This is a genomic window from Cardinium endosymbiont of Philonthus spinipes, from assembly GCF_964030745.1.
Taxonomy (GTDB): Bacteria; Bacteroidota; Bacteroidia; order Cytophagales; family Amoebophilaceae; genus Cardinium.
The window spans coordinates 782,875-808,048 of the sequence record NZ_OZ034918.1 but is presented as its reverse complement, the minus strand read 5'-3'; the positions used below and the strand labels follow the sequence as shown (position 1 = coordinate 808,048).

The 25,174-nt window shown below is 39.8% G+C and carries 22 protein-coding genes, 2 rRNA genes and 1 pseudogene; 8 read left to right on the top strand and 17 right to left on the bottom strand.

The features are described from left to right. Nucleotides 1–113: 113 nt before the first annotated feature. Complete coding sequence (locus tag AAHM81_RS03445; RefSeq protein ID WP_342265111.1) at nucleotides 114–1,511, bottom strand: CCA tRNA nucleotidyltransferase; 1,398 nt, start codon at nucleotides 1,509–1,511, stop codon at nucleotides 114–116. A gap of 68 nt (nucleotides 1,512–1,579) precedes the next feature. After that, entirely contained in the window at nucleotides 1,580–2,842 is a 1,263-nt protein-coding gene (locus AAHM81_RS03440; RefSeq protein ID WP_342265110.1) for an alpha/beta hydrolase, read from the bottom strand. Nucleotides 2,843–3,378: 536 nt separating this feature from the next. Here AAHM81_RS03440 and AAHM81_RS03435 point away from each other — a divergent pair. Beyond that, the gene (locus tag AAHM81_RS03435) at nucleotides 3,379–3,564 is read left to right on the top strand and encodes a hypothetical protein (protein WP_342265109.1); all 186 of its coding nucleotides are present in this window, start codon (nucleotides 3,379–3,381) and stop codon (nucleotides 3,562–3,564) included. On the opposite strand, the gene AAHM81_RS03430 is transcribed toward AAHM81_RS03435, so the two are convergent. The 4 genes from AAHM81_RS03430 to AAHM81_RS03415 form a co-directional block, all read right to left on the bottom strand. After that, nucleotides 3,561–4,514, bottom strand: coding sequence for a hypothetical protein (locus AAHM81_RS03430; protein WP_342265108.1), 954 nt, complete (start codon nucleotides 4,512–4,514; stop codon nucleotides 3,561–3,563). The two genes, AAHM81_RS03435 and AAHM81_RS03430, sit on opposite strands and share 4 nt — an antisense overlap. A gap of 327 nt (nucleotides 4,515–4,841) precedes the next feature. Next, complete coding sequence (locus AAHM81_RS03425; RefSeq protein ID WP_342265107.1) at nucleotides 4,842–6,887, bottom strand: hypothetical protein; 2,046 nt, start codon at nucleotides 6,885–6,887, stop codon at nucleotides 4,842–4,844. A gap of 87 nt (nucleotides 6,888–6,974) precedes the next feature. Next, nucleotides 6,975–7,086: ribosomal RNA gene (rrf, locus tag AAHM81_RS03420) — 5S ribosomal RNA — on the bottom strand. A 97-nt stretch (nucleotides 7,087–7,183) separates the two neighbouring features. Further along, nucleotides 7,184–10,126: ribosomal RNA gene (locus tag AAHM81_RS03415) — 23S ribosomal RNA — on the bottom strand. 420 nt (nucleotides 10,127–10,546) lie between these two features. On the opposite strand from AAHM81_RS03415, the gene idi reads away from it, so the two are divergent. The 3 genes and pseudogenes from idi to AAHM81_RS03400 form a co-directional block, all read left to right on the top strand. Then, nucleotides 10,547–11,095: an isopentenyl-diphosphate Delta-isomerase gene (gene idi, locus AAHM81_RS03410; protein ID WP_342265106.1), complete on the top strand. Its 549-nt coding sequence runs from the start codon at nucleotides 10,547–10,549 to the stop codon at nucleotides 11,093–11,095. Nucleotides 11,096–11,135: 40 nt separating this feature from the next. After that, the gene (locus AAHM81_RS03405) at nucleotides 11,136–11,930 is read left to right on the top strand and encodes a thymidylate synthase (RefSeq protein WP_342265105.1); all 795 of its coding nucleotides are present in this window, start codon (nucleotides 11,136–11,138) and stop codon (nucleotides 11,928–11,930) included. Between the two features lie 435 nt (nucleotides 11,931–12,365). After that, nucleotides 12,366–13,633 (top strand): annotated as a pseudogene (locus tag AAHM81_RS03400) (IS5 family transposase); the annotation flags it as partial. Nucleotides 13,634–13,896: 263 nt separating this feature from the next. Here the strand turns inward: AAHM81_RS03400 and AAHM81_RS03395 are convergent. Beyond that, nucleotides 13,897–14,871: an LD-carboxypeptidase gene (locus tag AAHM81_RS03395; RefSeq protein WP_342265104.1), complete on the bottom strand. Its 975-nt coding sequence runs from the start codon at nucleotides 14,869–14,871 to the stop codon at nucleotides 13,897–13,899. Nucleotides 14,872–14,959: 88 nt separating this feature from the next. Here AAHM81_RS03395 and AAHM81_RS03390 point away from each other — a divergent pair, with 88 nt between their 5' ends. From AAHM81_RS03390 to AAHM81_RS03375, 4 genes are all read left to right on the top strand, one after another. Next, nucleotides 14,960–15,487, top strand: coding sequence for a methylated-DNA--[protein]-cysteine S-methyltransferase (locus AAHM81_RS03390; RefSeq protein ID WP_342265103.1), 528 nt, complete (start codon nucleotides 14,960–14,962; stop codon nucleotides 15,485–15,487). A gap of 73 nt (nucleotides 15,488–15,560) precedes the next feature. Next, nucleotides 15,561–16,094, top strand: a complete 534-nt coding sequence (locus AAHM81_RS03385) for a metallophosphoesterase family protein (protein WP_342265102.1) — start codon at nucleotides 15,561–15,563, stop codon at nucleotides 16,092–16,094. Between the two features lie 9 nt (nucleotides 16,095–16,103). Beyond that, on the top strand, nucleotides 16,104–16,880 hold the full coding sequence (locus AAHM81_RS03380) for a TatD family hydrolase (RefSeq protein WP_342265101.1): 777 nt from the start codon (nucleotides 16,104–16,106) through the stop codon (nucleotides 16,878–16,880). 251 nt (nucleotides 16,881–17,131) lie between these two features. Then, the gene (locus tag AAHM81_RS03375; RefSeq protein WP_342264990.1) at nucleotides 17,132–17,404 is read left to right on the top strand and encodes a hypothetical protein; all 273 of its coding nucleotides are present in this window, start codon (nucleotides 17,132–17,134) and stop codon (nucleotides 17,402–17,404) included. Between the two features lie 525 nt (nucleotides 17,405–17,929). On the opposite strand, the gene AAHM81_RS03370 is transcribed toward AAHM81_RS03375, so the two are convergent. The 10 genes from AAHM81_RS03370 to AAHM81_RS03325 all read right to left on the bottom strand — a co-directional run bounded on the left by AAHM81_RS03370 (nucleotide 17,930) and on the right by AAHM81_RS03325 (nucleotide 24,730). Continuing rightward, nucleotides 17,930–19,291, bottom strand: coding sequence for a hypothetical protein (locus tag AAHM81_RS03370; RefSeq protein ID WP_342265100.1), 1,362 nt, complete (start codon nucleotides 19,289–19,291; stop codon nucleotides 17,930–17,932). 21 nt (nucleotides 19,292–19,312) lie between these two features. Next, complete coding sequence (locus AAHM81_RS03365; RefSeq protein WP_342265099.1) at nucleotides 19,313–19,486, bottom strand: hypothetical protein; 174 nt, start codon at nucleotides 19,484–19,486, stop codon at nucleotides 19,313–19,315. A 49-nt stretch (nucleotides 19,487–19,535) separates the two neighbouring features. Beyond that, nucleotides 19,536–19,985 carry a phage tail protein gene (locus tag AAHM81_RS03360; protein WP_342265098.1) on the bottom strand — a complete coding sequence of 150 codons (450 nt, stop codon included), beginning with the start codon at nucleotides 19,983–19,985 and terminating at the stop codon, nucleotides 19,536–19,538. A 47-nt stretch (nucleotides 19,986–20,032) separates the two neighbouring features. After that, the gene (locus AAHM81_RS03355) at nucleotides 20,033–20,476 is read right to left on the bottom strand and encodes a hypothetical protein (RefSeq protein WP_342265097.1); all 444 of its coding nucleotides are present in this window, start codon (nucleotides 20,474–20,476) and stop codon (nucleotides 20,033–20,035) included. A gap of 74 nt (nucleotides 20,477–20,550) precedes the next feature. Beyond that, nucleotides 20,551–21,015 carry a hypothetical protein gene (locus AAHM81_RS03350; protein ID WP_342265096.1) on the bottom strand — a complete coding sequence of 155 codons (465 nt, stop codon included), beginning with the start codon at nucleotides 21,013–21,015 and terminating at the stop codon, nucleotides 20,551–20,553. Between the two features lie 95 nt (nucleotides 21,016–21,110). Then, complete coding sequence (locus AAHM81_RS03345; RefSeq protein ID WP_342265095.1) at nucleotides 21,111–22,598, bottom strand: phage tail sheath family protein; 1,488 nt, start codon at nucleotides 22,596–22,598, stop codon at nucleotides 21,111–21,113. A gap of 46 nt (nucleotides 22,599–22,644) precedes the next feature. Continuing rightward, nucleotides 22,645–23,505 (bottom strand): hypothetical protein, encoded by an 861-nt coding sequence (locus AAHM81_RS03340; protein ID WP_342265094.1) that lies wholly within the window; start codon nucleotides 23,503–23,505, stop codon nucleotides 22,645–22,647. Between the two features lie 5 nt (nucleotides 23,506–23,510). Then, nucleotides 23,511–24,071 carry a DUF4255 domain-containing protein gene (locus AAHM81_RS03335; protein WP_342265093.1) on the bottom strand — a complete coding sequence of 187 codons (561 nt, stop codon included), beginning with the start codon at nucleotides 24,069–24,071 and terminating at the stop codon, nucleotides 23,511–23,513. Next, nucleotides 24,052–24,261, bottom strand: coding sequence for a hypothetical protein (locus AAHM81_RS03330; RefSeq protein WP_342265092.1), 210 nt, complete (start codon nucleotides 24,259–24,261; stop codon nucleotides 24,052–24,054). The genes AAHM81_RS03335 and AAHM81_RS03330 overlap by 20 nt, the downstream gene beginning before the upstream one ends. Before the next feature lie 223 nt (nucleotides 24,262–24,484). Continuing rightward, the gene (locus AAHM81_RS03325; RefSeq protein ID WP_342265091.1) at nucleotides 24,485–24,730 is read right to left on the bottom strand and encodes a F0F1 ATP synthase subunit epsilon; all 246 of its coding nucleotides are present in this window, start codon (nucleotides 24,728–24,730) and stop codon (nucleotides 24,485–24,487) included. Nucleotides 24,731–25,174 lie beyond the last annotated feature (444 nt).

Genomic DNA, 25,174 nt, shown 5'->3' with positions numbered 1-25,174 from the left:
ATAATATACAAAGATCTATAAGGAAATGGATCTATGCAAGTGCAGGTCTAATAGCCTCCTTCGAAACTCGATTGCGAAATAGCCATTTTGGTGCCGAACGAGGTCTCATAGCATTAACATAAATGCCTGCCAACCATCAACATATAATCAAATGCCTCTTGGTATTCATTTTTAATTTTACCCTCTAATATAGCCTCTTTAACAGCCTCTTTAATAAGGCCTACCTGAGCAGATGGTTTGAGTGCAAATGTTTCCATAATAACCGCACCGGTAATAACGGGTTGAAAATTTCTAATTTTATCACGTGCCTCTACTTCCAACACCCGCTTATGCACCTTATCCAGGTTAGACAAATATTGCTGCACCTTTATTTCATTTTTAGAGGTAATATCAGCCCTACACAACAAAAACAAATCCTCTAAATCATCTCCAACCTCATATAAAAGTCGGCGTATAGCAGTATCCGTAACCTCCTTTGCCAAGGCTATAGGGCGTAAATGCAATCTAACCAATTTTTGTACATAGCCCAGTACCTCCTTGCTGACGGGAAATCGCATTCTTTTAAATAGCCTAGGCAACATTCTAGCGCCCAGATCTTCGTGACCATGAAAAGAAAAACCATGTACAGGATCAAATTGTTTAGTCAACGGCTTGGCAATATCATGAAAAATAGCTGCCCAACGAAGCCATAGTTTTGTAGAATGCTGTACCAGGTTGTCCAACACAGCAAGTGTATGAAGAAAATTATCTTTATGGGAATGGCATCCAATTTGTTCTTTCCCTGAAAGCTTTTGCAATTCTGGTAGTACAATGGATAGCAGATTGGCATCGAATAAAAGTTTAAATCCATAAGCAGGCCTATCGGTAGCCATCATTTTATGTAACTCTTCGGAGATACGTTCCTGCGCCACAATACCCAATCGATCGCCAGCAGCCGTCATGGCGGCGCGTGTTTCTGGTGTGATGGTAAAATGCAACTGAGCCGCCAAGCGAATGGCACGCATGATGCGCAAAGGGTCATCGGAAAAGGTTTGCCTGGGATCACAAGGGGTTCTAATCAGCCGATCTACCAAGTCTTGCTGTCCGTTAAAGGGATCTAATAACTGACCATATGTTGCTTTATTTAGGGAAATAGCCATTGCATTAATGGTAAAATCCCGGCGCATTTGATCATCAGAGAGTGTACCAGTGGATACACTGGGATTGCGAGAATCCAACAAGTAAGATTCTTTTCTAGCACCTACAAACTCCACCACCCATCCATTCCACTGCAACATGGCGGTACCAAAACTTTTAAATAGGCTAACTGAAACACCTTTATCTTGTGCTACAGCCTGTGCTAGCACCATGCCATCTCCTACACAGACAATATCAATATCTTTAGAAACACGCCCCAACAATAGATCTCGCACAAATCCCCCTACTACATAGGTCTCTAGTTGAAGCGCATCGGCCATCTCACCGATCTCACGTAAGATTAAATGATTGGCTATCCCCGCTAATGGCACCATAACCTCCTTACTTTTTATACTTTTCAAGATGCTAATTTTTTTATTACGTTCCCTAACAGTACACACAACTAAGCAGCAGAGGGCAAGCTGCCCGCTGCTGCTATATCTACCGCTTCTTTTTCCTCGTAAAAGACTTCTTCTATAGATTCGGCTACCTTGTCTATCACCTCTTGATTATTGAGTTCAGAAAATTTACGTTTTATTGCAACTCCTACTTTATTGCCATGACAGGCACCATATACTTTGATACGTTTAAAATTTTTCGTAGCCAACCCTTCTGCATGTTGTGTAGCAACAGGCAGTAACATATCATGCTCACATTGTGCATCGCCTCCAATCAGCTCTGCATAAGTAGCATTGAGTTGAGCCAATTCGTGGGACAGAATAGAAGATGGGAGTGGCGCAAAAAGCTTAGAAAAATCGGTCAACACACCAGCAATAGCGGTAATAGGCAGATCGATTTCTTTGAGAGCTGATGGAATATAGTCACGAATAAAATAGTGACCTGGATCTAAATTTGCAGCTCCTAGATATTTTTTTTCCATGATGTATGGAACTAATTTTTCATATAGCCAAGGCCATGAATTTGCGAATCCTGGCATAACTTTAAAAAAATATCCCCTTACAGCCTTGCTATACCCTTTCTTTATACGATTTAAAGTTGTTTCTATCTTGTCAAATTGTTCCTTAAACTTTTTGATATTTTTGATATAGTTCATTATTGGTGCGCCTTTCCAAGGGGTACCAATAGTAACCAATTTATCTATAAAGATTTCATCTTCGCTCTCCAAACGGCTACCATATTCTTTAGCAAGGGTAAAAGCGCGTAGCCCCCCTTGGCTATGGCCTACTAATACAATATGGCTACCGCGGGGAACTCTTTTTTTAATCTCTTCATAAGCCCGTTTAGCCTGCTCCTGGATAGAGAACTCGAGAGTAGGAGAAGGCTCCAAGTGACCCTGTTTATTAGGGTCTTTATTGACACATTTTAAAGCCAGTATCTTAGCATCTGGAAATTTTTTTTGTAGGTCTGCCTTCATTTTCTCAAAATCATAAGAGAGTCTATGTAGTCCATGAAGAAACAAAATTACCTGCAGAACCTCTGGCACTTTAGCAACACGCCCTGAATTATTTACTTTTTTTGTAGATGGTTCAAAATCATCTGAATCATTTATATTTGATACATCCGTTGGTGCTTGTTTATTGACTTTTTGAGAGAGACACATGCCTTTTAACGGAGCTTGTGGAGCCAATAGAGATCCTTGACTTGAACTAGAGGGTTTTTCATTTTTATTCTGGCTTCCAGAACAATTTCCATAAACACAACCCATATTTAGGGCGAAATAAAGAATGAAACCAGATCGGTAAATGCAAATAAGGAACTTACGAAGGCCTATGGTATGGTGCATGCTGGTAAACCTGCTATAAATAAAGTAAAGATGGTTGATCCAATAAAATGATGTAATAGCTCCCCAACTGGGCAAATATAGCACTTTTGATCTATTTTAGAAAAATTTTGGGTTGCTAATCTGTCATAGCTATCTTGAAGCCGTTGCAGTAAGCATTTATTCTTTACTATAAAACTTGTCTTTTATTTTAAGAATAAACTACAAAAAGGTTCAATTCTATTGATTTTTAGGTATTTATGCTTAAAACTTTTGTACAGCTTCAGCAGAAACGCTACAAAAAAGTGTACTGGGATAGTAAGCCTATCTTACCACAAGATAGCACCTACCTAAAATGGAAAAGAAAAAGTATCTATTCACGTCACTGGTTAATAATGAATTGTATTCCACTTTTTTCTTGATAAAAAAGTGGACAAAAAATCAAGCCCTCGGCAAAAAGTTCCGGAAGCCACCCCTTACAGATGGAAAAACAGAAGTCGCCCGCTGCGCGGGCTTCAAAGGAATCTGTTTTTCCCAATCATCTGCAAGGGGTGGCTTCTATTTCGAAACTTTTTACAGGGGCATTTTATCACTATGGCCATAGTGTTGAACAGATACAAGAAAAATGTCTCGCTTCTGTTGAAATGATCACACATCCTGTTTGCTAAGAGGAATCGCTATCAAAAAAACTAACAGAAAGCGCTAATTCCTCTGCAAAGCTCCAAAGTTGATTATTCAAGTTTATACAAGGCTCTTTATCTTTTTCCATTTTTTGCATAAGCCTATATCGCTGCATTTCAAATTCTATTAGCCTAGACCAATACGAACTAGTTGAAACTGAATTATTCGATTGACTTTTACCATTTAAATCCATGCATATATAATTAATCGCAGCACCTAAATAGCTTTCAGGACTAGGGGCTAAACTTGATACTACCAAACCATTTCCTCCTTTGCCTTTTATACCAATTTCGCGCTCAGCCAACACTATATGTTTGCCTTGGCTACCAGCACTATTATTATTTGCATCAAATCCATTAAATATCATATATATACTGCTTAACTGCTCCTTAGTAAGGCCAATAACATGCCCTAACACTAGAGGAATGCAAGCAGGGTATTCTATAGAAGCAAAAACAACCACCTTATAATTTTGCGCTAAAAGATGCGCAATCAGAGACTTAAAGCCCTCTAGATCATGAACACCCTGCCTGATGCGCTCTAATCCTGCTTTAGGATATTGACCCTCCAGAACAACAACATCGTTACTAAGCGCTGTTTCATTACAAAGAGCTATCGCATGATAACAATCACTATTAGAATGTTTATTACCAGACATGATGATGGGAGATGTCTTGGCCCCATCACCTTTTATACATTTTTCTAGACCAGCTTTCCCTTTCTCAAATAAGGCATACAAATCAATACAGCATACTTTTGTATATTCTTGATGCCCTTGCTCAGCTTGTTCTTTAATCCCTCTCTCTGAGCCATCTTGATGCCGTGGCAGACTATTGCTATTACCCATAGGCAATTCACTACTTAAAATAGTACATTGGATAAACTGAGTTATAGATACCAACTTTAACACCAACACTTTTATATATTTCTTACCCATAGCTATATCAGTTAAAAGATAAAAACAGATAGAGTCGAATAAAGCTATCCTTTCTTATGAGTTATGGAATAAAGCATATAAAAGCAAGATGCATGTGCAATACACACTACACTAGCGTAGTATGATTGTTTATATTACGGTACAATTAATCTATTGACTATGATGCAGAAAATTTTCTATTGACCATAGAGGGGATACGACTGATTGGAATGGCCTTGCATCAAAGGTGGGCTAGCACATTGTGTGTGGCTAGCATGGAGGCGATGTTATCCAATATTTTAATTGCAGTTTTAGCAATTTTCAACTCTGAATGCTACCTATAATACACTAAAATATGCTAAATTTCAATTTGCTTTTACAGTTCTTAAATTCTTGTGCAAGGACTTTAGCCGCATCGGCACCTATATTATTGCTATCAAGCTTAATCTCCCTAACTTGCGTCTCCTTTAACCCCTTTGCAAGGGCTCTAGCACCAACAACTCCTATGTTATTATTATAAAGACTAATCTTTGTAATCTGCGTATGCTTTAATCCTTGTGCAAGCGTCCTAGCACCAGCATTCCCTATATAATTACTACCAAGGTCAAGCTCTGTAATTTGAGTATCCTTGAGCGCTGGTGCAAGTATCATAGCGCCAGTATCCCCTATATCATTGTGACTAAGGCAAAGTTCTGTAATGTGAGTATCCTTGAGCACTGGTGCAAGTGCTATAGCGCCAGCATCCCCTATATAATTGCCAGTAAGGTTAAGCTCTGTAATTTGAGTATCCTTGAGCACTGGTGCAAGTGCTATAGCGCCAACCTCTCCTATTACATTATCAGTCAGGTCAAGTGTTGTAATTGGAATATCCTTTAGTACTTGTGCAAGTGCCACAGCTCCAGCCTCTCCTATTACATTGCGGCGAAGGTTAATCTTCCTAATTTGAGTATCTTTGAGCACTGATGCAAGTGCCCTAACACCAGGGTCTCCTATCCTATTACCATCAAGGTCAAGCTTTATAATTTGAGTATCCTTTAACCCTTTGGCAAGGGCCTTAGCGCCAGCTGCTCCTATAAAATTATTAGCAAGGATAAATTCCCTAACTTGCGTATCCTTTAATCCCTCCACCAAGGCCTTAACACCAGTATCTCCTATTCCATTTTTATCAAGGTCAAGCTTTATAATTTGAGTATCCTTTAATCCTTGCGCAAGGGCTTTAGCGCCAGCATTTCCTATGTGATTATCAGTCAAATTAACCCTTGTAATTCGGGTACCTTTTAACCCTCTTGTAAGTACCCGAACCCTAGCAGGCCCTACATCAGGATGGCTAAGATCAAGTGTTATCACTAACCCTTTTGCAGATTGCACATCAGAATAGTGCCATTCATAAATACCAACTTCTGTAATTTGTGTATCCTTTAATCCTTGCACAAGGGCCTTAGCGCCAACAGCTCCCACCTTAGTTTTACCAAGGTTAAGTGTTGTAACCTGTGTACCTTGGAGTCCTTGTGCAAGGGCCTTAGCACCAAGGTCTCCTACATTGGTGTTACTGAGGTCAAGTGTTGTAACTTGGGTATCTTTCAGTCCTTGTGCCAGTGCCTCAGCACCAGCATCTCCTATGTTGGTATGACTCAGGTTCAAGGTTGTAATTTTGGTATCTTTCAACAGTTGTGCAAGTGCCTTCGCGCCAGCGGCTCCTATCTTATTGCGGCTCAGATCAAGCTCTGTAACTTGCGTATCCTTCAATCCTTGTGCAAGAGCCCTAACGCCAACTTCTCCAATGTGATTGATACTCAGGTCAAGCTTTGTAATTTGCGTATCCTTTAATCCTTGGGCAAGAAAACTAGCTCCAGCGTCTCCCATATGATTGCCATTCAAGGCAAGCGTTCTAACTTGCGTACCCTTTAATCCTTGTATAAGAAGATTAACTCCAGCAGCCTCCATAGAATTACCACTCAGGTCAAGGGTTGTAATTTTTGTATCTTTCAACACTGCTGCAAGCGCCTCAGCGCCAGCAGCATGTATGAGATTAGAATCAAGGTTAAGTGTGGTAACGTGCGAGCCCTTTAATCCTTCTGCCAGTGCCTTCGCGCCAGCGTCTCCTATGCTCGTACAATATAGTTCAAGGGTTGTAATTTTTGTATCTTTCAACACTGCTGCAAGCGCCTCAGCGCCAGCATCTCCTACAAACTCGCAAGCAAACACAAGCTTTGTAATTTGGGTACCCTTTAGCCCCTGCGCAAGGGCCTCAACTTCAGCGACTTTTATACGCCCTTTAAAAAAAGTAAGTTCTGTAATGGTAGGATCATTTTTTAATGCTTCTAGCTTATCCTGTATAGCAGGAAGCGATATGCTAAGAAAAAATGTGTGTAAAAACAGAGGGATTGTTAACATACAAAATAGTGCTTAATGCTTATGCTAAGCATATATAAAAAAAATGCCATACAGTGAACGATCACTGCATGGCAAAAAAAAATAAAAAGATGGCAACTACCTACTCTCCCGCGTATTACCGAAGTACCATCGGCGCTGCTGGGCTTAACTGCTCTGTTCGGAATGGGAAGAGGTGCACACCAGCGCTTTCGTCGCCTTTATTTTTAATACTATAATTTTATAGGTTGATAGATCAACCATTTACCACCCTAAAACAAGAGTGTAATTGACTACTGTAAAAGCAAAATCAAGAAAAAAACAAGAAACATTCGGGTAATTAGTATTGCTCAGCTTTGCCATTTCTGACTTTACACCTGCAACCTATCAAGGTCATCATCTTTAACCACCCTTATTGAAGTCTCATCTTGAGGCGAGTTTCGTGCTTAGATGCTTTCAGCACTTATCTCTTATAAACGTAGCTACTCAGCAGTGCAACTGACGTCACAACTGATACACCAGAGGTTTACCCAACCCGGTCCTCTCGTACTAAGGTCAGCCCCTCTCAAACTTCTAACGCCCGCAATAGATAGAAACCGAACTGTCTCACGACGTTCTGAACCCAGCTCGCGTGCCACTTTAATGGGCGAACAGCCCAACCCTTGGAACGTGCTTCAGCTCCAGGTTGTGACGAGCCGACATCGAGGTGCCAAACCTCCCCGTCGATATGAGCTCTTGGGGGAGATCAGCCTGTTATCCCCAGAGTACCTTTTATCCTTTTAGCGATGGCCCTTCCATTCGGAACCACCGGATCACTATATCCGTCTTTCGACTCTGCTCGACTTGTTTGTCTCACAGTCAAGCACCCTTATGCTATTGCACTCTACGTACGATTACCATCCGTACTGAGGGTACCTTTGAAAGCCTCCGTTACTTTTTAGGAGGCGACCGTCCCAGTCAAACTACCCACCAAACACTGTCTCCTTCTTCAAAAGGATTAGATAACACATAAATAAAGGGTGGTATTTCAACGACGACTGCTTACGCAGTCTCCCACCTATCCTACACATTATCTACATATTATCAATGTTAAGCTATAGTAAAGGTTCATGGGGTCTTTTCGTCCCATTGCGGGTAGACGGTATCTTCACCGCCACTCCAATTTCACCGAGCTCGTGGCTGAGACAGCGCCCAGATCGTTACACCATTCGTGCAGGTCGGAACTTACCCGACAAGGAATTTCGCTACCTTAGGACCGTCAAGGTTACGGCCGCCGTTTACTGGGGCTTCTATTCAGTGCTTTAGCCTTGCGGCTTAACACCTCCTATTAACCTTCCAGCACCGGGCAGGTATCAGACCTTATACTTCATCTTTCGATTTTGCAAAGTCCTGTGTTTTTGGTAAACAGTCGCCTGGGCCTTTTCACTGCGGCCTATTGACCCTCCTAAAAGAATCAATGAGGCACCCTTTCTCCCGAAGTTACAGGGCTATTTTGCCGAGTTCCTTGGCCACGAATCACTCGAACACCTTAGGATATTCTCCTCAACTACCTGTGTTGGTTTGCGGTACGGTTAGCTAGCACCTAACAATTAGAGGCTTTTCTTGGAAGTATGCTTAGGGTCATTATCTACGCTCCCGAGGGATTGTAGTACTATCACCTTCGACAAGCATGGTGGATTTGCCTGCCATGCCTATATCTACGGGCTTTAACCTTCTAATTCGTCAGAAGGCAGACCTTTCACTCCTTCGTCCCCCCTTCTCTATTACTAGCTAGTATCGGAATATTAACCGATCTTCCATCGCTTACGCCGTTCGGCTTCAGCTTAGGGTCCGACTAACCCATGGATGACAACCATCGCCATGGAAACCTTAGTCTTACGGTGTAATGGTTTCTCACCATTATTTTGGTTACTCATGCCTACATTTTCTTTTCTAATTAATCCACCAAGCATCACTACTTAGCTTCAGCTCAATTAGAATGCTCTCCTACCCCTTGCTACCTAAAGCAGCAAGGCCATAGCTTCGGTAATATACTTAATGCCCGTTCATCATCGACGCTTTGTCGCTCGATCAGTGAGCTGTTACGCACTCTTCAAATGAATGGCTGCTTCCAAGCCAACATCCTGACTGTCTAAGCAACTAAACCTTCTTAGTTCAACTTAGTATATATTTAGGGACCTTAGCTGATGGTCTGGGTTCTTTCCCTCTCGGATTAGGACCTTAACGCCCTAACCCTCACTCCTAAGCAAAACTGATAGTATTCGGAGTTCGTCTGGACACGGTAGGTTACCCCCCTAGTCCTATCGGTAGCTCTACCCCTATCAGTATACACTTAAGGCTGTTCCTAAAAACATTTCGGAGAGTACGAGCTATCTGCCGGTTTGATTAGCCTTTCACTCCTACCCACAGCTCATCCAAGGACGTTACAATATCCACTGGTTCGGTCCTCCACGTTGTTTTACCAACGCTTCAACCTGGCCATGGGTAGATCACCGGCTTTCGCGTCTAACTCCTCTGACTAAAACGCCCTATTCAGACTCGCTTTCGCTTCGGCTTTTCCTTTCAAAAGGATTTACCTTGCCAGAAAAGATTAACTCATAGGCTCATTATACAAAAGGCACGCCGTCATTTCATGCTATAATCAAAGCTATAATAATACTTGCGTATACATTATACTTTACAAAAAAACTCCGACTGCTTGTAAGCGTATGGTTTCAGGAACTATTTCACTCCCTTATTCAGGGTACTTTTCACCTTTCCCTCACGGTACTTGTTCACTATCGGTCTCTTAGGAGTATTTAGCCTTACCGGATGGTGCCGGCAGATTCAGTCAGCCTTTCACCGGGACTGACCTACTCAGGATACTAACTAAACAAATACTAATTACCTTGACAGGGCTTTCACCTTCTATGGCTTATTTTTCCAAAATAATTTAAGTTTTTAATATAAGTTTATAATGCTAGTCCTACAACCCCACAGCAGCCGAAACTGCTATGGTTTGGGCTAATCCACGTTCGCTCACCACTACTTATGGAATCACTATTTGTTTTCTCTTCCTCTGGGTACTTAGATGTTTCAGTTCTCCAGGTTTGCCTCTCTTCATTAATTTAAAGAGATACCCTGCATAAGCAGGGTGGGTTTCCCCATTCAGAAATTTGCGGATCAAATCGTACAACCAATCCCCGCAACTTATCGCAGTTTATCACGTCTTTCATCGCCTCTAAGAGCCAAGGCATCCTCCATACGCCCTTAATTATTTCTTACTCGCTCTTGAAATGGAAATATGCTGAATCCCTAAAAGGGACCCGCCTACCCTATTTTGCTTTTACAATAAGTCAAAGAACATCTTTCGAAACCTAACGTAGCATTACTTAAGACCTTAGCACCTTTATGCTAACGCCTTCAGTGCTTTGCTCTCTTCTACGCTGAATCGTACTACAAAGGTATAGCTTTTTTTTTAAACCGCAAATATTTTTTCAAATAAATGATCAAAGAAATAGGTAGCCTACCTTGTGCTTGTTTAAGCAGCTGTTGCTTTTTCTCAAGCTAAGGCCATGGGGTGGCGTAAACAAAGCAATAAAGCACTTGCTCACAACCAGGAATTGGCATAAATTCGATGGTTAATTGAAAGCGTGTTTTTTTACTTGAAAAAGAAATCAACGCCAGAATAAAACTGTTAAAAAATGCTAGAATCTAAACATGTTGTATTGGTTGATCATAAAGATAACATACTGGGTATACAAAATAAATTAGAGGCACATCACGCCCATACGCCTTTGCATAGAGGAGTCTGTGTATTCCTCTTTGACCATAACAAAAGATTACTATTACAAAGAAGAAGCAGCCTAAAAAAAACCTGGCCATTGTTTTGGTCTAATAGTTTCTGCGGACATCCTCAAATTACTGAAACATATGAGCAAGCCGTACACAGGCATAGTCAATTTGAGCTAGGCATTAGCCTACAAGCGCTCTATCATGTAGCTGATTATTGTTATCAATGCACCATGAAAGGTAGTAATATAATGGAATATGAAATATGTCCTATTTATATAGCACAATCAGATGAAACAATCACCATAAACAAAGCAGAAATAGAAGAGGTACGGCTCCTAGAATGGTCTGAATCTATTAACTTCTTAAATGCACACCTAGCAAACTTTACACCATGGTGCATAGAAGCATTCGATATAGTAAAAAGTTCTAAGCTTTTACAAAAAATTATAGAGATATGAAGCTGCTGAATCTTACATACCATATAGACAACTCAAGCCAATGAAACAATATTTAAGCTTACTGCAACATATTTTAGTAGAGGGAATTGACAAAGAAGATAGGACGGGAACCGGCACCAAGAGTATTTTTGGCCACCAGATGCGGTTTAACTTAGATGAGGGATTCCCATTGCTTACCACTAAAAAAGTACACCTCCATTCCATTATTCATGAGTTGCTCTGGTTTTTAAAGGGAGATACAAACATAGCTTATTTACAGCAACATGGGGTTACCATATGGAATGAGTGGGCTACTAAAGAGGGTGAACTAGGCCCTATTTACGGGCACCAGTGGAGGAGCTGGCCTACAGCAACAGGGGAAAAAATTGATCAAATAAGCACCATTATAGAGGAAATCAAAACACGCCCTGACTCACGCAGGCTATTGGTCAGTGCATGGAATGTAGGTGAAATTCCTAAAATGGCTTTGCCACCTTGCCATGCTTTTTTTCAATTTTACGTAGCAAATGGCAAACTATCCTGCCAATTCTACCAACGTAGTGCCGATGTTTTTCTAGGGGTTCCTTTTAATATTGCATCTTACGCGCTGTTAACCATGATGATGGCTCAAGTATGTCAGCTAAAGCCTGGTACACTGATTCATACGCTAGGGGATGCTCACTTATACTATAACCACTTAGAGCAGGCAAATTTGCAACTCAAACGCATACCCTACGCACTGCCAACCATGCAACTCTGCAACCGGGTAACAGATTTGTTTGATTTTACTTATGAGGATTTTACATTGCTTAATTATATGCATCATCCAGCTATTAAAGCCGCTATTGCAGTATAATGATCTACCTTTTGTATCTATTCACGTCACTGGTTAATAATGAATTGTATTTCACTTTTTTATTGATAAAGAAGTGGACAAAAAATCAAGCCCTCGGTAAAAAGTTGGGGCATTTTACTACTATGGCCATAGCGCTGAACGCATACAATGGCTAACCCATGACCAGCCCCGCATCTCCTTCGATGAAAAATGGCGCCCTAGTAAAACACTAGCACCTGAGCGATATATTTTTCATCGGATTAGAAAATCGTTTGTTTGAAGCCCGCTTGCGGGCTGAGTTCACGATTTTCCCGATGAAAAAGATATCGATTCAGCTATTTAGTCGGCCCTGAAATATTATATATTTATTTGTTTATGAATATAAAAAACCGTATATTATAGTATATATAATAACCATTTTTAGAGTTTTTTTGTATAAAACCTTGCAAAATAGGGATGAAATCTAAGAGGATAAATCATTCTTGTGGTAGGCTTTTTGAGCAACGCTTATCTGGGATTCTTAATCCCCAACACGCCTTATTTCAGTTAGCTGATTCCATTCCTTGGCAATCCTTAGAATCAGATTTAGACCGCAGCTTTAGCTATGGACCCGGTCAACCTCCTTTACCTATTCGTTTGATTGTAGGCCTACTCATTATCAGTCATATGTACCAAGTTTCTGATGAGCAAGTAGTTGCTAGATGGGTAGAAAATCCTTATTGGCAATACCTTTGTGGCTATGATTATTTTCAGATTAAGGCAGCTTGTCACCCTAGTTCATTAACTCGTTGGCGTCAAAGATTGGGAGCAGAAGGTCTTAATAAGATCTTATCGATGACTATACAATTAGCCATTAAAAAAAAGTAGTCTGCCCAAAAGAACTTGAAAAAGTGATATCCGACACTACTGTAATGGAGAAAAATATTCGCTATCCAACTGATTCTTCGTTGCTTAATAAGGCTAGACAAAAACTAGTGGCTATAGCTAAGAAAACAGGCGTTAAACTCCGTCAAACCTACCAACGTCTAGGGCCAGCTATCAAACGTAAAGTAGATGGCTATGCACATGCTAAACAGTTTAAACGTTTAGCCAAAGGCGTTAAAACATTAAAAAACTATCTTGGTCGGGTGGTAAGAGATGTAGAACGCTCTATACAATCGTGTGATGAAGCAATACGCACCCAGTTTAGACATCTGCTTTCTATAAGTAAAAGGATTATTAACCAATCAAAAAAAAGTAAAAATAAAGTCTATAGTATCCATGAACCTGCTGTTTACTGCGTAAGTAAAGGTAAGGCTTTAAATCCCTATGAGTATGGTTGTAAGGTGCAATTTACGCTCACCCATAAACAAGGCTTGATTGTATCAACGGAAGCTTTACATCCTAATGAATATGATGGACATACCTTGCATAGAAGTTTATTACAAGCAGAAAAACTATCTGGTACTCAGGTAAAACACGTCTTCGTAGACAGGGGTTACAGAGGTCATAATATACCTAATAGTCAATGTAATATATTTATAAGCGGCTCTAAAAGAGGTATAACGCCTAGTCTCAAAAAAGCACTAAAAAGAAGATCTGCTATTGAACCACATATTGGTCATATGAAATCTGATGGTAAATTAGCGGTTAACTACTTGAAAGGAATATTGGGAGACAAACTCAATGCTATTCTATGTGCTATTAGCCATAATCTACGCCTTATTACAAGAAAAACATTCCTAATACCCACCTAATCAGGTAAAATAAAACCTATAGCACTAAGATGCTTTATCCTGAACTAACGTATACAGATACCAGGATTAGAATAGATACAGAACATGAAAAAATTGAAATGGGGCAGGTGATTATTTTTTTAATAAATAACTTGAAGTATGAATACTTCAGGGCCGACTATTTACTATCGGGCCAGACTTTTTATCGAAGGAGATAAGGGGCCCAGCTACAAGCATGAATAGATACAAGCCCTTTGTCGCATTAAGAAAATTTATACCTTCATGATTAGCTGAAAGCTACCATCATTAACAGGAACAATCTGACTAATGGTATTATAAATAATTGGATCATTAATGCTTCCATGTCCAAATCTATTCGTTTTAAACACTGGAATAGACAAAGTAGATGCAAATTGATTAAGCATTATCATCATATCCTTATGATCAGACCCGCAACTACCAAATACTATAGCCTTTACATCTTTTAATAAACCAGCTTGCTCAAAATGGAGTAACGTGCGATCCAATTGATAAGGTTTTATTTGCGTATCTTCTAAAAAAAGAATTTTACCGGCTGTTTGTATTTGCCAACTTGTACCAATGCCTGTTTGGAGCACTGTTATATTACCACCTGTAAGTTTGCCGTTCAGGGGACTATTGGACCGAGCTGCCGAATTCATTGCAGCTAGTTGACTAACAGTAACCTGTTTGACTTTTCCGGAAATAATCTCAGCTATCTTTGTGAAATTAGCACGATTTTTATCACTTCTAAGCATTTCAATCATGCCACTGCCATGAATGGTTTTCCAGCCCCATTCTTGGGTCAGGAAAATATGGAGCGCAGTTATATCACTATATCCTATAAAAAATTTCTTTCTAGTAGGTATTGTTAATTTCTGTAAAGCAGGTATAAGCTTAGCAGAGCCATATCCTCCACGCAATGTCCATATTACATGATTGGGATCATCAAACAATGCATCCTTTAAGTATTTAAATCTTCCTGCATCACTATTAGAATGAAAAGGAGAATGCCTTCCATCAAAGCACCCCTTTGGTATATGTAATTTGAATGAAGCAATACTTTTCAAAACAGTTAACTCACCTTTATTGAGGCCTGAAGCAGGCGCAACGATTGTAATGGGTATGTTCTTCAATAATTCAATAAACTTCAAATTATTTTTTTCAAATTCTACACTTGAAAAGTTAGATAGCAAAAAGAAAATAGTTAATATGAAGCATCTAGGCATAATGGTCAATATTTAAATTTATTGAGGAAGACTTCTAAAAATGATAACTTACGGATAAACAACATTCAGGACACAGCCTATGAAAACTATGTCTTCAAAATCGATCCAACCATGTGCAAGCACAACAGATAGCCCCATAATCTACTATACCTATATAATAACTCAAATCGGTAAGCTATTATTAATAGCTAGCAATGGTAAGCTAATTGGGCTTTATATCGAAGGACAAAAGCATTTTCCTGTTATACAACGCTATTGGCAATATAATGAACATATAGCCGTCTTTACCAACACAAAGATACAACTGGATGGCTATTTCACCTTAGAAAGGATTTCGTTTCATATTGATTATAAGTTATATGGGAGCGATTTTCAAATAAATGTATGGAAAAGATTGGCTGCAATCCCCTATGGAAAGACATTAACCTATAAAACATTTTCCTCTTTAGCAGCTTATCCAAATGCAATCAGAGCAGTAGCTTCAGCTATCGGTAAAAATCCTTTGTCTATTATACTTCCTTGTCATAGGGTAATTAGAAGTGATGGGTCGCTAGGGGGATATGCTGCAGGACTAGATGTTAAAAAAAGATTGCTCACATTAGAGCACATGCAATAAAGCAGGCCATTGCTTTGGGCAATTATTTTGTATCTTATTTTTATATAGTGATAGATAAGTTTACGTTAAACAGTTGGCACAAGATAAAAAGATGAAAATTGGTTTGCTTGCAGATACCCATGGGTGGTTGGATCCTAAAATTTTTGATCACTTTGAAAAATGTGACGAGGTATGGCATGCAGGAGACATTGGTGACCCTGAATTGCTCACCGCATTTGATCGTTTCAACCATTTTAGAGCAGTATATGGCAATATTGATGACTGTACAATAAGACAAAAATACCCTGAGTTTCAAGAATTCAAATGTGAACAAGTGCATATATGGCTCATACATATAACTGGTTATCCGCCTTTATACACTCCACAGGTACGTGCCAAGTTGAGCAAAGCACAACCTGATATTTTGGTGGGTGGCCACTCACATATCTTGCGGGTAATGTATGATATAAAACGACCTCCTCTGCTTTACCTTAACCCTGGTGCCGCTGGACGCCATGGTTCTCATTATATGCGTACCTTATTGCGTTTTGAAATAGACAACAAAAAGATTAGCAATATAGAGGTTATAGAGTTAGGAATCAGGGGAGCACTAATAAACAATAACTAACCATTTAGGATGATGCAATTTATTGACACCCATGCACATGTATATGACCTTACATTACCACTGGTTTTAGAAAACGCACAAAAACATCATATCAAAAAAATCTATATGCCCAATATAGATGAAGAAACCATCGGAGGGCTGATGGAAGTAGCAGGAAGATACCCTTCTTGCCTACCCATGATGGGCATCCACCCTTGCCACATCAAACAAAACTTTTCCAAACAGTTATACTTAGTAGAACAATGGCTTGACAAAGCTGCGTTTATAGCAGTGGGTGAAATTGGTATAGACCTATATCATGATACTACTTTATTTGCAGCACAACAGGAAGCATTTAAGATTCAACTTGATTTAGCCAAGCGCCACCATCTGCCTCTATCCATTCATTGCAGAAATGCTTTTAGGGAAGTTATTGAAGTATTGGAAAAAGAACAGGACGGTAGTCTAAGAGGAGTGATTCACTGCTTCACAGGCAGCTTACAAGAAGCAAAAAAATGTATAGCACTGGGTTTTTTGCTAGGGATTGGTGGGATTATTACGATACCTAAAAATGGGTTAGCCGAAACAGTAGCCGCTATAGATCTCAAACATTTGGTCTTAGAAACAGACAGTCCGTATTTAACGCCAGTACCTTTTCGGGGAAAACCCAACGAGCCAAGCTACCTACGTTATACAGCAGAAACAGTTGCAGCAATAAAAGGAGTAACCTTAGCAGAAGTGGCATCCATCACCACACAAAATGCTGAAACAATCTTTGAGCCAACGCTCAACCAGCTTCCATTGTAGTTTTTATTATTGATAACCAAGGAAATTTAACGCATCTATTCACATCACTGGTTAATAATGAATTGTATTCCACTTTTTCCTTGATAAAAAAGTGGGCAAAAAATCAAGCCCTCGGTAAAAAGTGGGAGACCTTTTTTGTATCTATTCACGTCACTGGTTAATAATGAATTGTATTCCACTTTTTTCTTGATAAAAAAGTGGACAAAAAATCAAGCCCTCGGTAAAAAGTTGGGGGACCTCACCCCTTACAGATGGAAAAACAGAAGTCGCCCGCTGCGCGGGCTTCAAAGGAATCTGTTTTTCCTAATCATCTGCAAGGGATGAGGCCTATTTCCCCACTTTTTACAGGGGCATTTTTCTACTATGGACATAGCGTTAAACGCATACGCTACGTTTGGCTGAAAAAACAAGTGGCTAGTCCATTACCAGCCCCCGCGTCTCCTTCGATAAAAAAATGGCGCTCTAGTAAAACACTAACACCTGAGCGATATCTTTTTCAGCGGATTAGAAAATCGTCTGTTTGAAGCCCGCTTGCGGGCTGAGTTCACGATTTTCCCGCTGAAAAATGTATCGATTCAGCTATTTACTATCGGGCCAGACTTTTTATCGAAGGAGATAAGGCGGCCAGCCAGAGGCGTGAATGGATACTTTTTTACATGGAGCATTGGTATACGCAGCACTTATGGCCACCGATAAAAGATTTGGCGCGCAGTAAAGGCAATGAAACAATCTATTGTTCAGCTATTTACTATCGGGACAGACTTTTTATCGAAGGAGATAAGGGGCCCAGCTACAGGCGTGTAATGAAGTTCTTTAAAAAACTAGAAGAAATGCGTTTTCAACCACAGTGCTGAGTAAAAAATAAGACAAATTCCTTAAGTTGACGCCATTGGTTGAACACATACTGCTTTTTGAGAAAAACAATACCCATAGTAACGAATGGATACCTTGAAATGTAGGTAAATTAATTGAAAGATATTTGGATATCGAGAGATTGTTATTAAACAAGAGAAAATGAAATAGGGAAAATACTTTCCCCTACTCTTGCTTTAAAAACCGCTTGATTTTACTACTTTTTTTCCAGCATCATATGCCTTAGGGCATGTTTTTTTAGCAAAATTTTTGAGCCTTCTCCAGAAACTGACTTTATTTTTCATTGTCTGCATAAGATTAACATTTGCCTTTAGTTTACGCAAACTATCTGCTCCATTTGCAGCTGCTGCAGCTGCAGCAGCACTACCCGCTACACCAGCGGCTGCAATGCTACCCGCTTTCAAACCACTACCTTTCCCTCCAGCTCCACCACTCACTGATCCAGCAGCCACATTATTTTTTGTAGATCCAGCCGCACCACTGCCCACGCCATGACTACTACCACTTGTGCCAGCTTTACTGGAATGGCCACCTACTTCTGCAGGAGGAGTAGTCCGACCAGACTGCCCTGAACCACTAGTTAGTGATCCACCACTTGCAGCACTTCCAGATTGACTTGCCCCTAGAGCCGGCCCATGACCTCCTCCCCCAACGCCCCCCCCACTGCCACCAGGTCCATTACCCGCAACACCGCCTTTTAAGCTATTACCAGAAGGACCAGCACCAGGGTTAGCACTATAACTAGCAGAACGACCAGTACCAGCGTCATAACCAGCATCATAATTGCTCGAAGGAGCCGCGCCAACAGTGGAGAGACCTCCACCAGAAGGTGTAGCACCCGTGCTGGCACTATAAACCGCTCCCCCAGTGCCATTCGACCCATGATAGATGGCATCAGGACCTCCATCGTAGGCACCAGGTGGTGCACCGCTATAGGCGCCACTCATACCATTAGGCGTTGGGGCAAAAGCCTCCTGGTTAGATGTAGCTTGACTAGCAGCCACCTTACGACTTGCAGTTGCATTGGCACCAGATGGCTTGGTATAGTTACTGTCTACACCTGCAGCAGCTTTTCCCTTACCTAAAGGAACCAGCTCCTCTAATACAGATATATGCGCCTCTGCTCTAACCAGTGTACCATCTACTTGAAACATAGAATAAACGATGTCTAGCGCTACCAACCTGCCTTTAAAATCAATCTGCCCCCAAATCACACGAATGTAATTAGGGGCATTATTCTTTTTATGGACACTATAGGCAACATCTTGTAACTGCTTGACCTGTTCCATTACAGCAATGGCATTGCTACCAGGCATAATCCCTGTATTATCAAACAACAGACTAAAGGAGAGTAGTTTTGGAGGAGAACCACGGTATTTAAGCAAGTTAGCACCCGACATTCCTTCAGGCACATGGTAGGACACTGCACTTTTAATCGCTAAATTTTCTGGATTAATAGATGTAATAAATTCCCCTGTAAAAGAGGAAAATTTATTGTCACTACATGCTTTAATAACTAGTTTACTAACTTTACTCATAACTATAGAAAGAAGTTTATTTTACCTTGCTTCCCGGTCTTCCAATAGGCGTAAAAAATCTCGTTCTAACGCCAATTTTTGCTGCTCCGTAGGGTGCATTGCAAAATTACTTGGCAAGTTTTTAGCATTGTCCACTTGGTTATTGGGTTCACAAACTTTAAGCTGGATCAGCAGCTCTTTAATTACAACAGACATAATTAATAAAATTAATTTTGTAGACCAAGCAGATGAAGCATTATCGATATTACTTTGTCCGTACAAGCCTAGAATAGCCAATCGTAATGGTTTCCCCTATTCCAAGATCTGTTTGACCATTTAACTGGAATGGCGTAATGGCTATGCCCTTTGGATAGACATCCTCTATCTTCCACTGTGCCAGAATCTTGCCTTCCTTGTTAAGGACCAAAATATGGGCTTGTGTAAGCTTAAAAAGGCCTTTATCAATGGCCTCCTCGCACCAAACGGTCATTTTCGTTTTACCCTCTATTAATGGCCTAGTCAAGATTAAATCAGTAGTCTCACATGCATTGGCTCTATAATAGGGCCTATTAGCTCCTCCAGGCAGATAGGGCTCCATATTCAAAGAATTATTTAACCCTTCTATCTTATAGAAATATTCAGGGGAACTACCATCTGTTACACCCAATACCTCTACTTGAAAAGAATGCGAGTGGACTAAATTAAAATCAGCCATAAAATCAGCACAAGGTTAAAAACATCATATGATTACTTTTTATCTCGCTATACTAATCCTTGTAAAGTAAAGCGTATACGAACATACCCCTTTTCACCTGTAGTTTCGTTCTTCCTATCCAAAAACAAGCTTACGCTTTGTACGATCACATCATTTAGCGTTTTTTTTGTATCTATTGATCCGTCTTTTTTATGTACACAAAGGGTAAATGGTTCTGGATTATACTTATCCCCAGACACTTCTTTAACCAAATCATGTGCTTTTGATAACAAATCTTTGCTCGTTATACGGGGTAAGAAATCTACGGTGAAAGTTGCAATTTTTGGAGCACTGCGTTGATTATAACGAAGTGGTGCAGAGGATGCCGTATCATATACGGTTGCCTGGGTCGATGTTTTTTGATTTGGTATACCAACAACCAAAACACTACAAGTTTTACTATCAAAACCTGCTTTATTAAAGTGTTTATAATCAATAGTTACTCTTTGCATAATATCTTTCTGTGAAATTCTAGTTAGTTAAACTACTTAATATATTCTAAAAACTCAATCATAAATGCAGTACGCTATTGTTTAATCACAAAGCTAACTGGATCATAAACAGCAAGTTCAGCTGTCACTACAGGTATTTGAGTTTCAGGATCTACATCCTCGCTCTTCTCACAAACATACCCTTGGAATTGTATATGTGCGAATGGCTTATCATCATTGGTTGCAAAACTAAAAAGCATATTTTCCACATATTTTTTAGGATCATTTTCCTTACTGGCATCTAAGTTTTTTTCTACTTTTTTAATATCATCATCAAATTTTCCATCTGGTGTTTTAAGTATAGAAACTTTAATATCAGCCTTTTGTCGAATCTCTCCTCCTTTACATATAGCATAAGCAGACTTACCTTGTGCATTAACTGATCTAATATACTCGGATCCATTTTCTATGGTAACTGCTATATGGTAGTCCGTTATACTAACCTTTGAGGAGCCCAAATTAAAATGGACTATAGCAGGTACTAATAAGTTATCAGCCATGGTTATTTCAGTTTTAAATATTTTTCAAATTATAAGCAATAATCTTTAATAAATATAGGGGGGAAAATACCCCCTATATACACACAGGTGCATGTTTAACCATCTGCACCCATTTTTTGTTCAAAGGTGATCACAATAAACTCAGCTGGTCTAGGAGCCGATACTTTTACTGAAATACGCATGATGCCTTCATTTACATCATCTTGAGACATGGTCTCACCCAACCCACAAAGTACGGTGAATGCCTCTGCAGGACTTGCACCTACTAAAGCACCTTGCCGCCAAAGATTGGTTAGGAAGTTGGAAATCATGCCCTGTACAACTGCCCAAGTAACAGGAACATTTGGCCTAAACACAACCGAAAATGCTGCATTTTTGATAGATTGCTCAATCAGAATAAACAACCTTCTGACGTTAATATACCGCCATTCTGGACTATTGCCAGCCAAGGTTCTCGCTCCCCAAACGACTGCAGCACCCGCTCCTTTAAAGGTCCGAATGGCATTGATCGATTTCCCGCTAATACCATCTACATTCAGTGCTTCTTGCTCTTCATGGGTAATTTTAACCATCGGCTCCACCACAGAGTTTAAGTTTTGATTGGCTGGTGCAATCCATACCCCTCTGGCTTTATCTGTTCTGGTGTAAAGTCCAGCCATAGCTGGAGCAGCTGGAAGAATATTTAACCGATCTGCAATAGTTTTACGCAGCAATTTGTACTCCTTACTGGTATTCTTTAGCCCAGCATCCCAATAGACTTTCTCTTTCTCTGTAGAAGCGCTCATTAGATTAGAGAGCATTGCTTTGTGCTCTTCTTGTAATACACCCTTGAGCGACTCTAGATCAAAATTTCTATAATCAATACTATTCAATGGGATAATGTTTGTTTTAACCCATGGATAATAGGCGGCACCATAACTCAAATTATCTAATCCAATATATTCACGAAACCTGTTGACATATTTATTTTTATCCTCTATAGATAATTCCTTGTTGCCACCCCATATATCAAATAATGCGACTTTATTCAGATACTTGCCACAATGTGCCAACCCATAGGTCTGCACCGCATAGTAAGAGGCATCTTCTTCATCTAGTAAGAGTGAGTCTGGCATTAACAACATAGTGGGCACCTCTTCTCCAGCTAGCGTATCTATACCTTGTTTGAATACATCTGGTGTAATTTCTAACTGTACATTTGGATCACCATATTGACCAACAGAGACAATAAAACAATCTGCACCACCATTATCAAAGAATAGCTTCAAGCTATTATATAGATAAAATGTAGAGTTTGCACTCTGCTCCATGAGATAAGATTTGCCATTCATCACCAAATCTTTATCCCCACTGGTTACCTCCTTAATGGTATAGACAGGGACTGCTGGTCCTCCAAAAAACAACTCATATTCAGAAAGTGAAGAGATCTGAACCGGCTTCATATGAAACGACTTCCCATTAATTTCAGCCCTTTCAGTGAAACCTATAAAAGCAGGAACTGCAGTTGATACTTGAACCACGGCGTTGGCACCCGTATCCTTCTCGACGATGTACACGCCGGGAGTTTTTAAATTTTCAGCCATTTTATTTGATTTTATGAATTATATAACAGTTAAAATTAAGTTTAAACTAAACATATACAACTATATCACTATAGTGTTTCTTTTTATTAACCTTATCCTTTTTGAGCGAATCAAAAGTAGGATAAGGCAATTTCTCTAATAATATGGTTGCACCTTTTTCGCCACCAAGTTTACAAAGTGAAAAAGAACGATCATATTGATCACAAAGCTCCATGGGCATGGTAGATTCTGCACAATAGGTATTAGGAAACTCTGTAGAAACCTTTACTTTGCCAAAGTAAGAGGCATCTCCTTTAGAGAGAATACCCAAAGATCCACCAAGCCGCTTGTTGGTATCTACTAAATAATATCTCCAAAAAGTGGAGCGGTTTTGAACCTTAATGGTATAGGTAATAGGCTCAACAAAAAGAGGCTCTTTTTGCTTGGATATCGCTTGGCCTAAATGGTTAAGATCTATATCAATCAGCGCAAAAACATTCCCACCTGGCCCGGTAGGGTAATGGGCTACTTCCTCAATCTTAACCAAATCAACACTACCCATAAAGGGTTTGCTGTGCAGCCAATTATGATGGTGTGCATGCCAATTATACAAATGGTAGACTTGGCCTGTTGAATAACCAGACTCTAATTCCAAAAGATTCAATGCTTGGCTATTCTTTAATGTCATCACAAAAGAAAGGGTAATGCCATCTGCCTTTTTTTGAAACAACTCCAACGGATGATCATAATCCTGCGAAAGCCATATCAGCTCTATGCCATCTAGGTGACGCAACATGCGCACCCTGCGTGCAGCCATCCAGGAAGCGGTAGACCTGGTTGGTTCTATATCGAAATCATTGCAGGCATTATTAGACTTATAGTAATTATTTGAAATAGTTATTCGAAATAATTTTGTGGTAAATGCCATAACGATTACCTTTCACGTGATGAAAATGCTGATACTACCTTTAAACCCATCGTAGCATCTCCTATAAATATCAGCCCCACCTTATAGAGTAAAGAAGGACTATAAGGAGCATGTAAGCTTTCCCAAAGCATGGCCTTCTCTGGTGGAGTCATTTTAACCAACTCGACAGAAAAACTCTCAATCCCTATTTCCTGTAAAATAGGCGTATTAGAGCCATCAAAGTGTGATTTAGTTTGAAAAAATGCTGCCACATAAGCAAGTAATTCTAAATTTTTTAACAGGTCAGATGGCTTATAGTCAATAGAAAACAAAAAATAAAGATTAAATGCTTCTGGCACTTTGCGTACAATAAAACCATCGCCCTGTGGCACATACTGCGTAGGATTGCTGCACAATTCTACAGAAGTGATATCCACCAATCGCATCATAATGCCTTTCGAGGACTTGCTTTCTGCTTGCGAATTGCCCAGAATCGCCAAGGATATAGCCGGCCCCTTTACATTCGCCTTAGATTGAATGTATTGATTCGCCTCAGATAATATAGTACTAGTGCAATGATGTAGCATTGTTAGCCGCTTTATTGCCCCTCTTTCGAAACGTGATTGCCAATGGCAATTTTAAAACCAGTCTATACCCTTCAAAGTAGAGCGGAGCATGCTGCAACGCTCGACCATACTGCTCTCCAAAATTGCCCCCTACAAATAGCTTTCGAAAGCGGGGTGTTATTATTTTAATGATCTGTACCCGTAGGCCCATTTATTGGGTTTACGAGGTTGGCTACTCCTTGCATCGATCCACTTAAATGAGCCAAGAGGCTTTATTGCCTAATATATTACATTTTTAAATCACTTGTTCACTCAAACTCTTAAAGAGTTATCATTTTTAGCTTAAAAGTCATAAAAAAACATTTACAACCATAGACCTTCTGCAAAAACTATTTGTGATCAGCAATTTTATATCCTTTATGTTCACTTTATGTTCACCATTCGATAGGTTCACAAACTACCATAACCTGGTTATCAGCTATTGAGGTAAAACCACTACTGACTGAAACGGACGATGATGTTGCTCCAACCGTATAAGTGATCTTCCCTGCTGTTAAACTACTGACAACAGGAGCATGATTGGGAAGCACCTGAAATGGACCAAGTGTACCTGGCAACATTACACTATGCACCTCTCCATTAAAAAGTTTACCAGTAGGCGATATGATCGATAAGTTCATCCTTGGCTTATTTACTATTTAGCAGACAGTCATCTACAGCCTAAACAGTTGATTTCTTTTCTGCTGCTTATGGGCGAAAGGTAATCAAAAGGTTTTTTAAAAACAAATGCAACTAAAGGCTCAATGGCGTCAACTTAAGGAATGAATGTTATTAACTATTAAACAGAATAGCATTTTTGCGAATGTATTATTTAATATACCACCCTATTTTTAGCCGCTTAGAAAAGATTGGGCACAGAATAAAAATAATAAAAAGATCTATTTTGCATCGAAAAAAACAGAAATCGCCCACTGCATGAGCTTCAAACAAGCTATTTTTCTGATCCACTGAAAAGCAGCGTACTCAAAGACCCAAGTTTTACTGAAGCACCGCATTCCTTTATCGGAGCACACAATAGCTTTTATTACCACAATGGTGAACATACGACATACTATACCATAACT

What these genes read in the sequence shown, in the direction of transcription:
- AAHM81_RS03445 (WP_342265111.1), bottom strand. Translation starts at nt 1,511, where the DNA reads ATGGTGCCATTAGCGGGGATAGCCAATCATTTAATCTTACGTGAGATC.
- AAHM81_RS03440 (WP_342265110.1), bottom strand. Translation starts at nt 2,842, where the DNA reads ATGGGTTGTGTTTATGGAAATTGTTCTGGAAGCCAGAATAAAAATGAA.
- AAHM81_RS03435 (WP_342265109.1), top strand. Translation starts at nt 3,379, where the DNA reads ATGGAAAAACAGAAGTCGCCCGCTGCGCGGGCTTCAAAGGAATCTGTT.
- AAHM81_RS03430 (WP_342265108.1), bottom strand. Translation starts at nt 4,514, where the DNA reads ATGGGTAAGAAATATATAAAAGTGTTGGTGTTAAAGTTGGTATCTATA.
- AAHM81_RS03425 (WP_342265107.1), bottom strand. Translation starts at nt 6,887, where the DNA reads ATGTTAACAATCCCTCTGTTTTTACACACATTTTTTCTTAGCATATCG.
- idi (WP_342265106.1), top strand. Translation starts at nt 10,547, where the DNA reads ATGCTAGAATCTAAACATGTTGTATTGGTTGATCATAAAGATAACATA.
- AAHM81_RS03405 (WP_342265105.1), top strand. Translation starts at nt 11,136, where the DNA reads ATGAAACAATATTTAAGCTTACTGCAACATATTTTAGTAGAGGGAATT.
- AAHM81_RS03395 (WP_342265104.1), bottom strand. Translation starts at nt 14,871, where the DNA reads ATGCCTAGATGCTTCATATTAACTATTTTCTTTTTGCTATCTAACTTT.
- AAHM81_RS03390 (WP_342265103.1), top strand. Translation starts at nt 14,960, where the DNA reads ATGTCTTCAAAATCGATCCAACCATGTGCAAGCACAACAGATAGCCCC.
- AAHM81_RS03380 (WP_342265101.1), top strand. Translation starts at nt 16,104, where the DNA reads ATGATGCAATTTATTGACACCCATGCACATGTATATGACCTTACATTA.
- AAHM81_RS03375 (WP_342264990.1), top strand. Translation starts at nt 17,132, where the DNA reads ATGGAAAAACAGAAGTCGCCCGCTGCGCGGGCTTCAAAGGAATCTGTT.
- AAHM81_RS03370 (WP_342265100.1), bottom strand. Translation starts at nt 19,291, where the DNA reads ATGAGTAAAGTTAGTAAACTAGTTATTAAAGCATGTAGTGACAATAAA.
- AAHM81_RS03365 (WP_342265099.1), bottom strand. Translation starts at nt 19,486, where the DNA reads ATGTCTGTTGTAATTAAAGAGCTGCTGATCCAGCTTAAAGTTTGTGAA.
- AAHM81_RS03360 (WP_342265098.1), bottom strand. Translation starts at nt 19,985, where the DNA reads ATGGCTGATTTTAATTTAGTCCACTCGCATTCTTTTCAAGTAGAGGTA.
- AAHM81_RS03355 (WP_342265097.1), bottom strand. Translation starts at nt 20,476, where the DNA reads ATGCAAAGAGTAACTATTGATTATAAACACTTTAATAAAGCAGGTTTT.
- AAHM81_RS03350 (WP_342265096.1), bottom strand. Translation starts at nt 21,015, where the DNA reads ATGGCTGATAACTTATTAGTACCTGCTATAGTCCATTTTAATTTGGGC.
- AAHM81_RS03345 (WP_342265095.1), bottom strand. Translation starts at nt 22,598, where the DNA reads ATGGCTGAAAATTTAAAAACTCCCGGCGTGTACATCGTCGAGAAGGAT.
- AAHM81_RS03340 (WP_342265094.1), bottom strand. Translation starts at nt 23,505, where the DNA reads ATGGCATTTACCACAAAATTATTTCGAATAACTATTTCAAATAATTAC.
- AAHM81_RS03335 (WP_342265093.1), bottom strand. Translation starts at nt 24,071, where the DNA reads ATGCTACATCATTGCACTAGTACTATATTATCTGAGGCGAATCAATAC.
- AAHM81_RS03330 (WP_342265092.1), bottom strand. Translation starts at nt 24,261, where the DNA reads ATGGGCCTACGGGTACAGATCATTAAAATAATAACACCCCGCTTTCGA.
- AAHM81_RS03325 (WP_342265091.1), bottom strand. Translation starts at nt 24,730, where the DNA reads ATGAACTTATCGATCATATCGCCTACTGGTAAACTTTTTAATGGAGAG.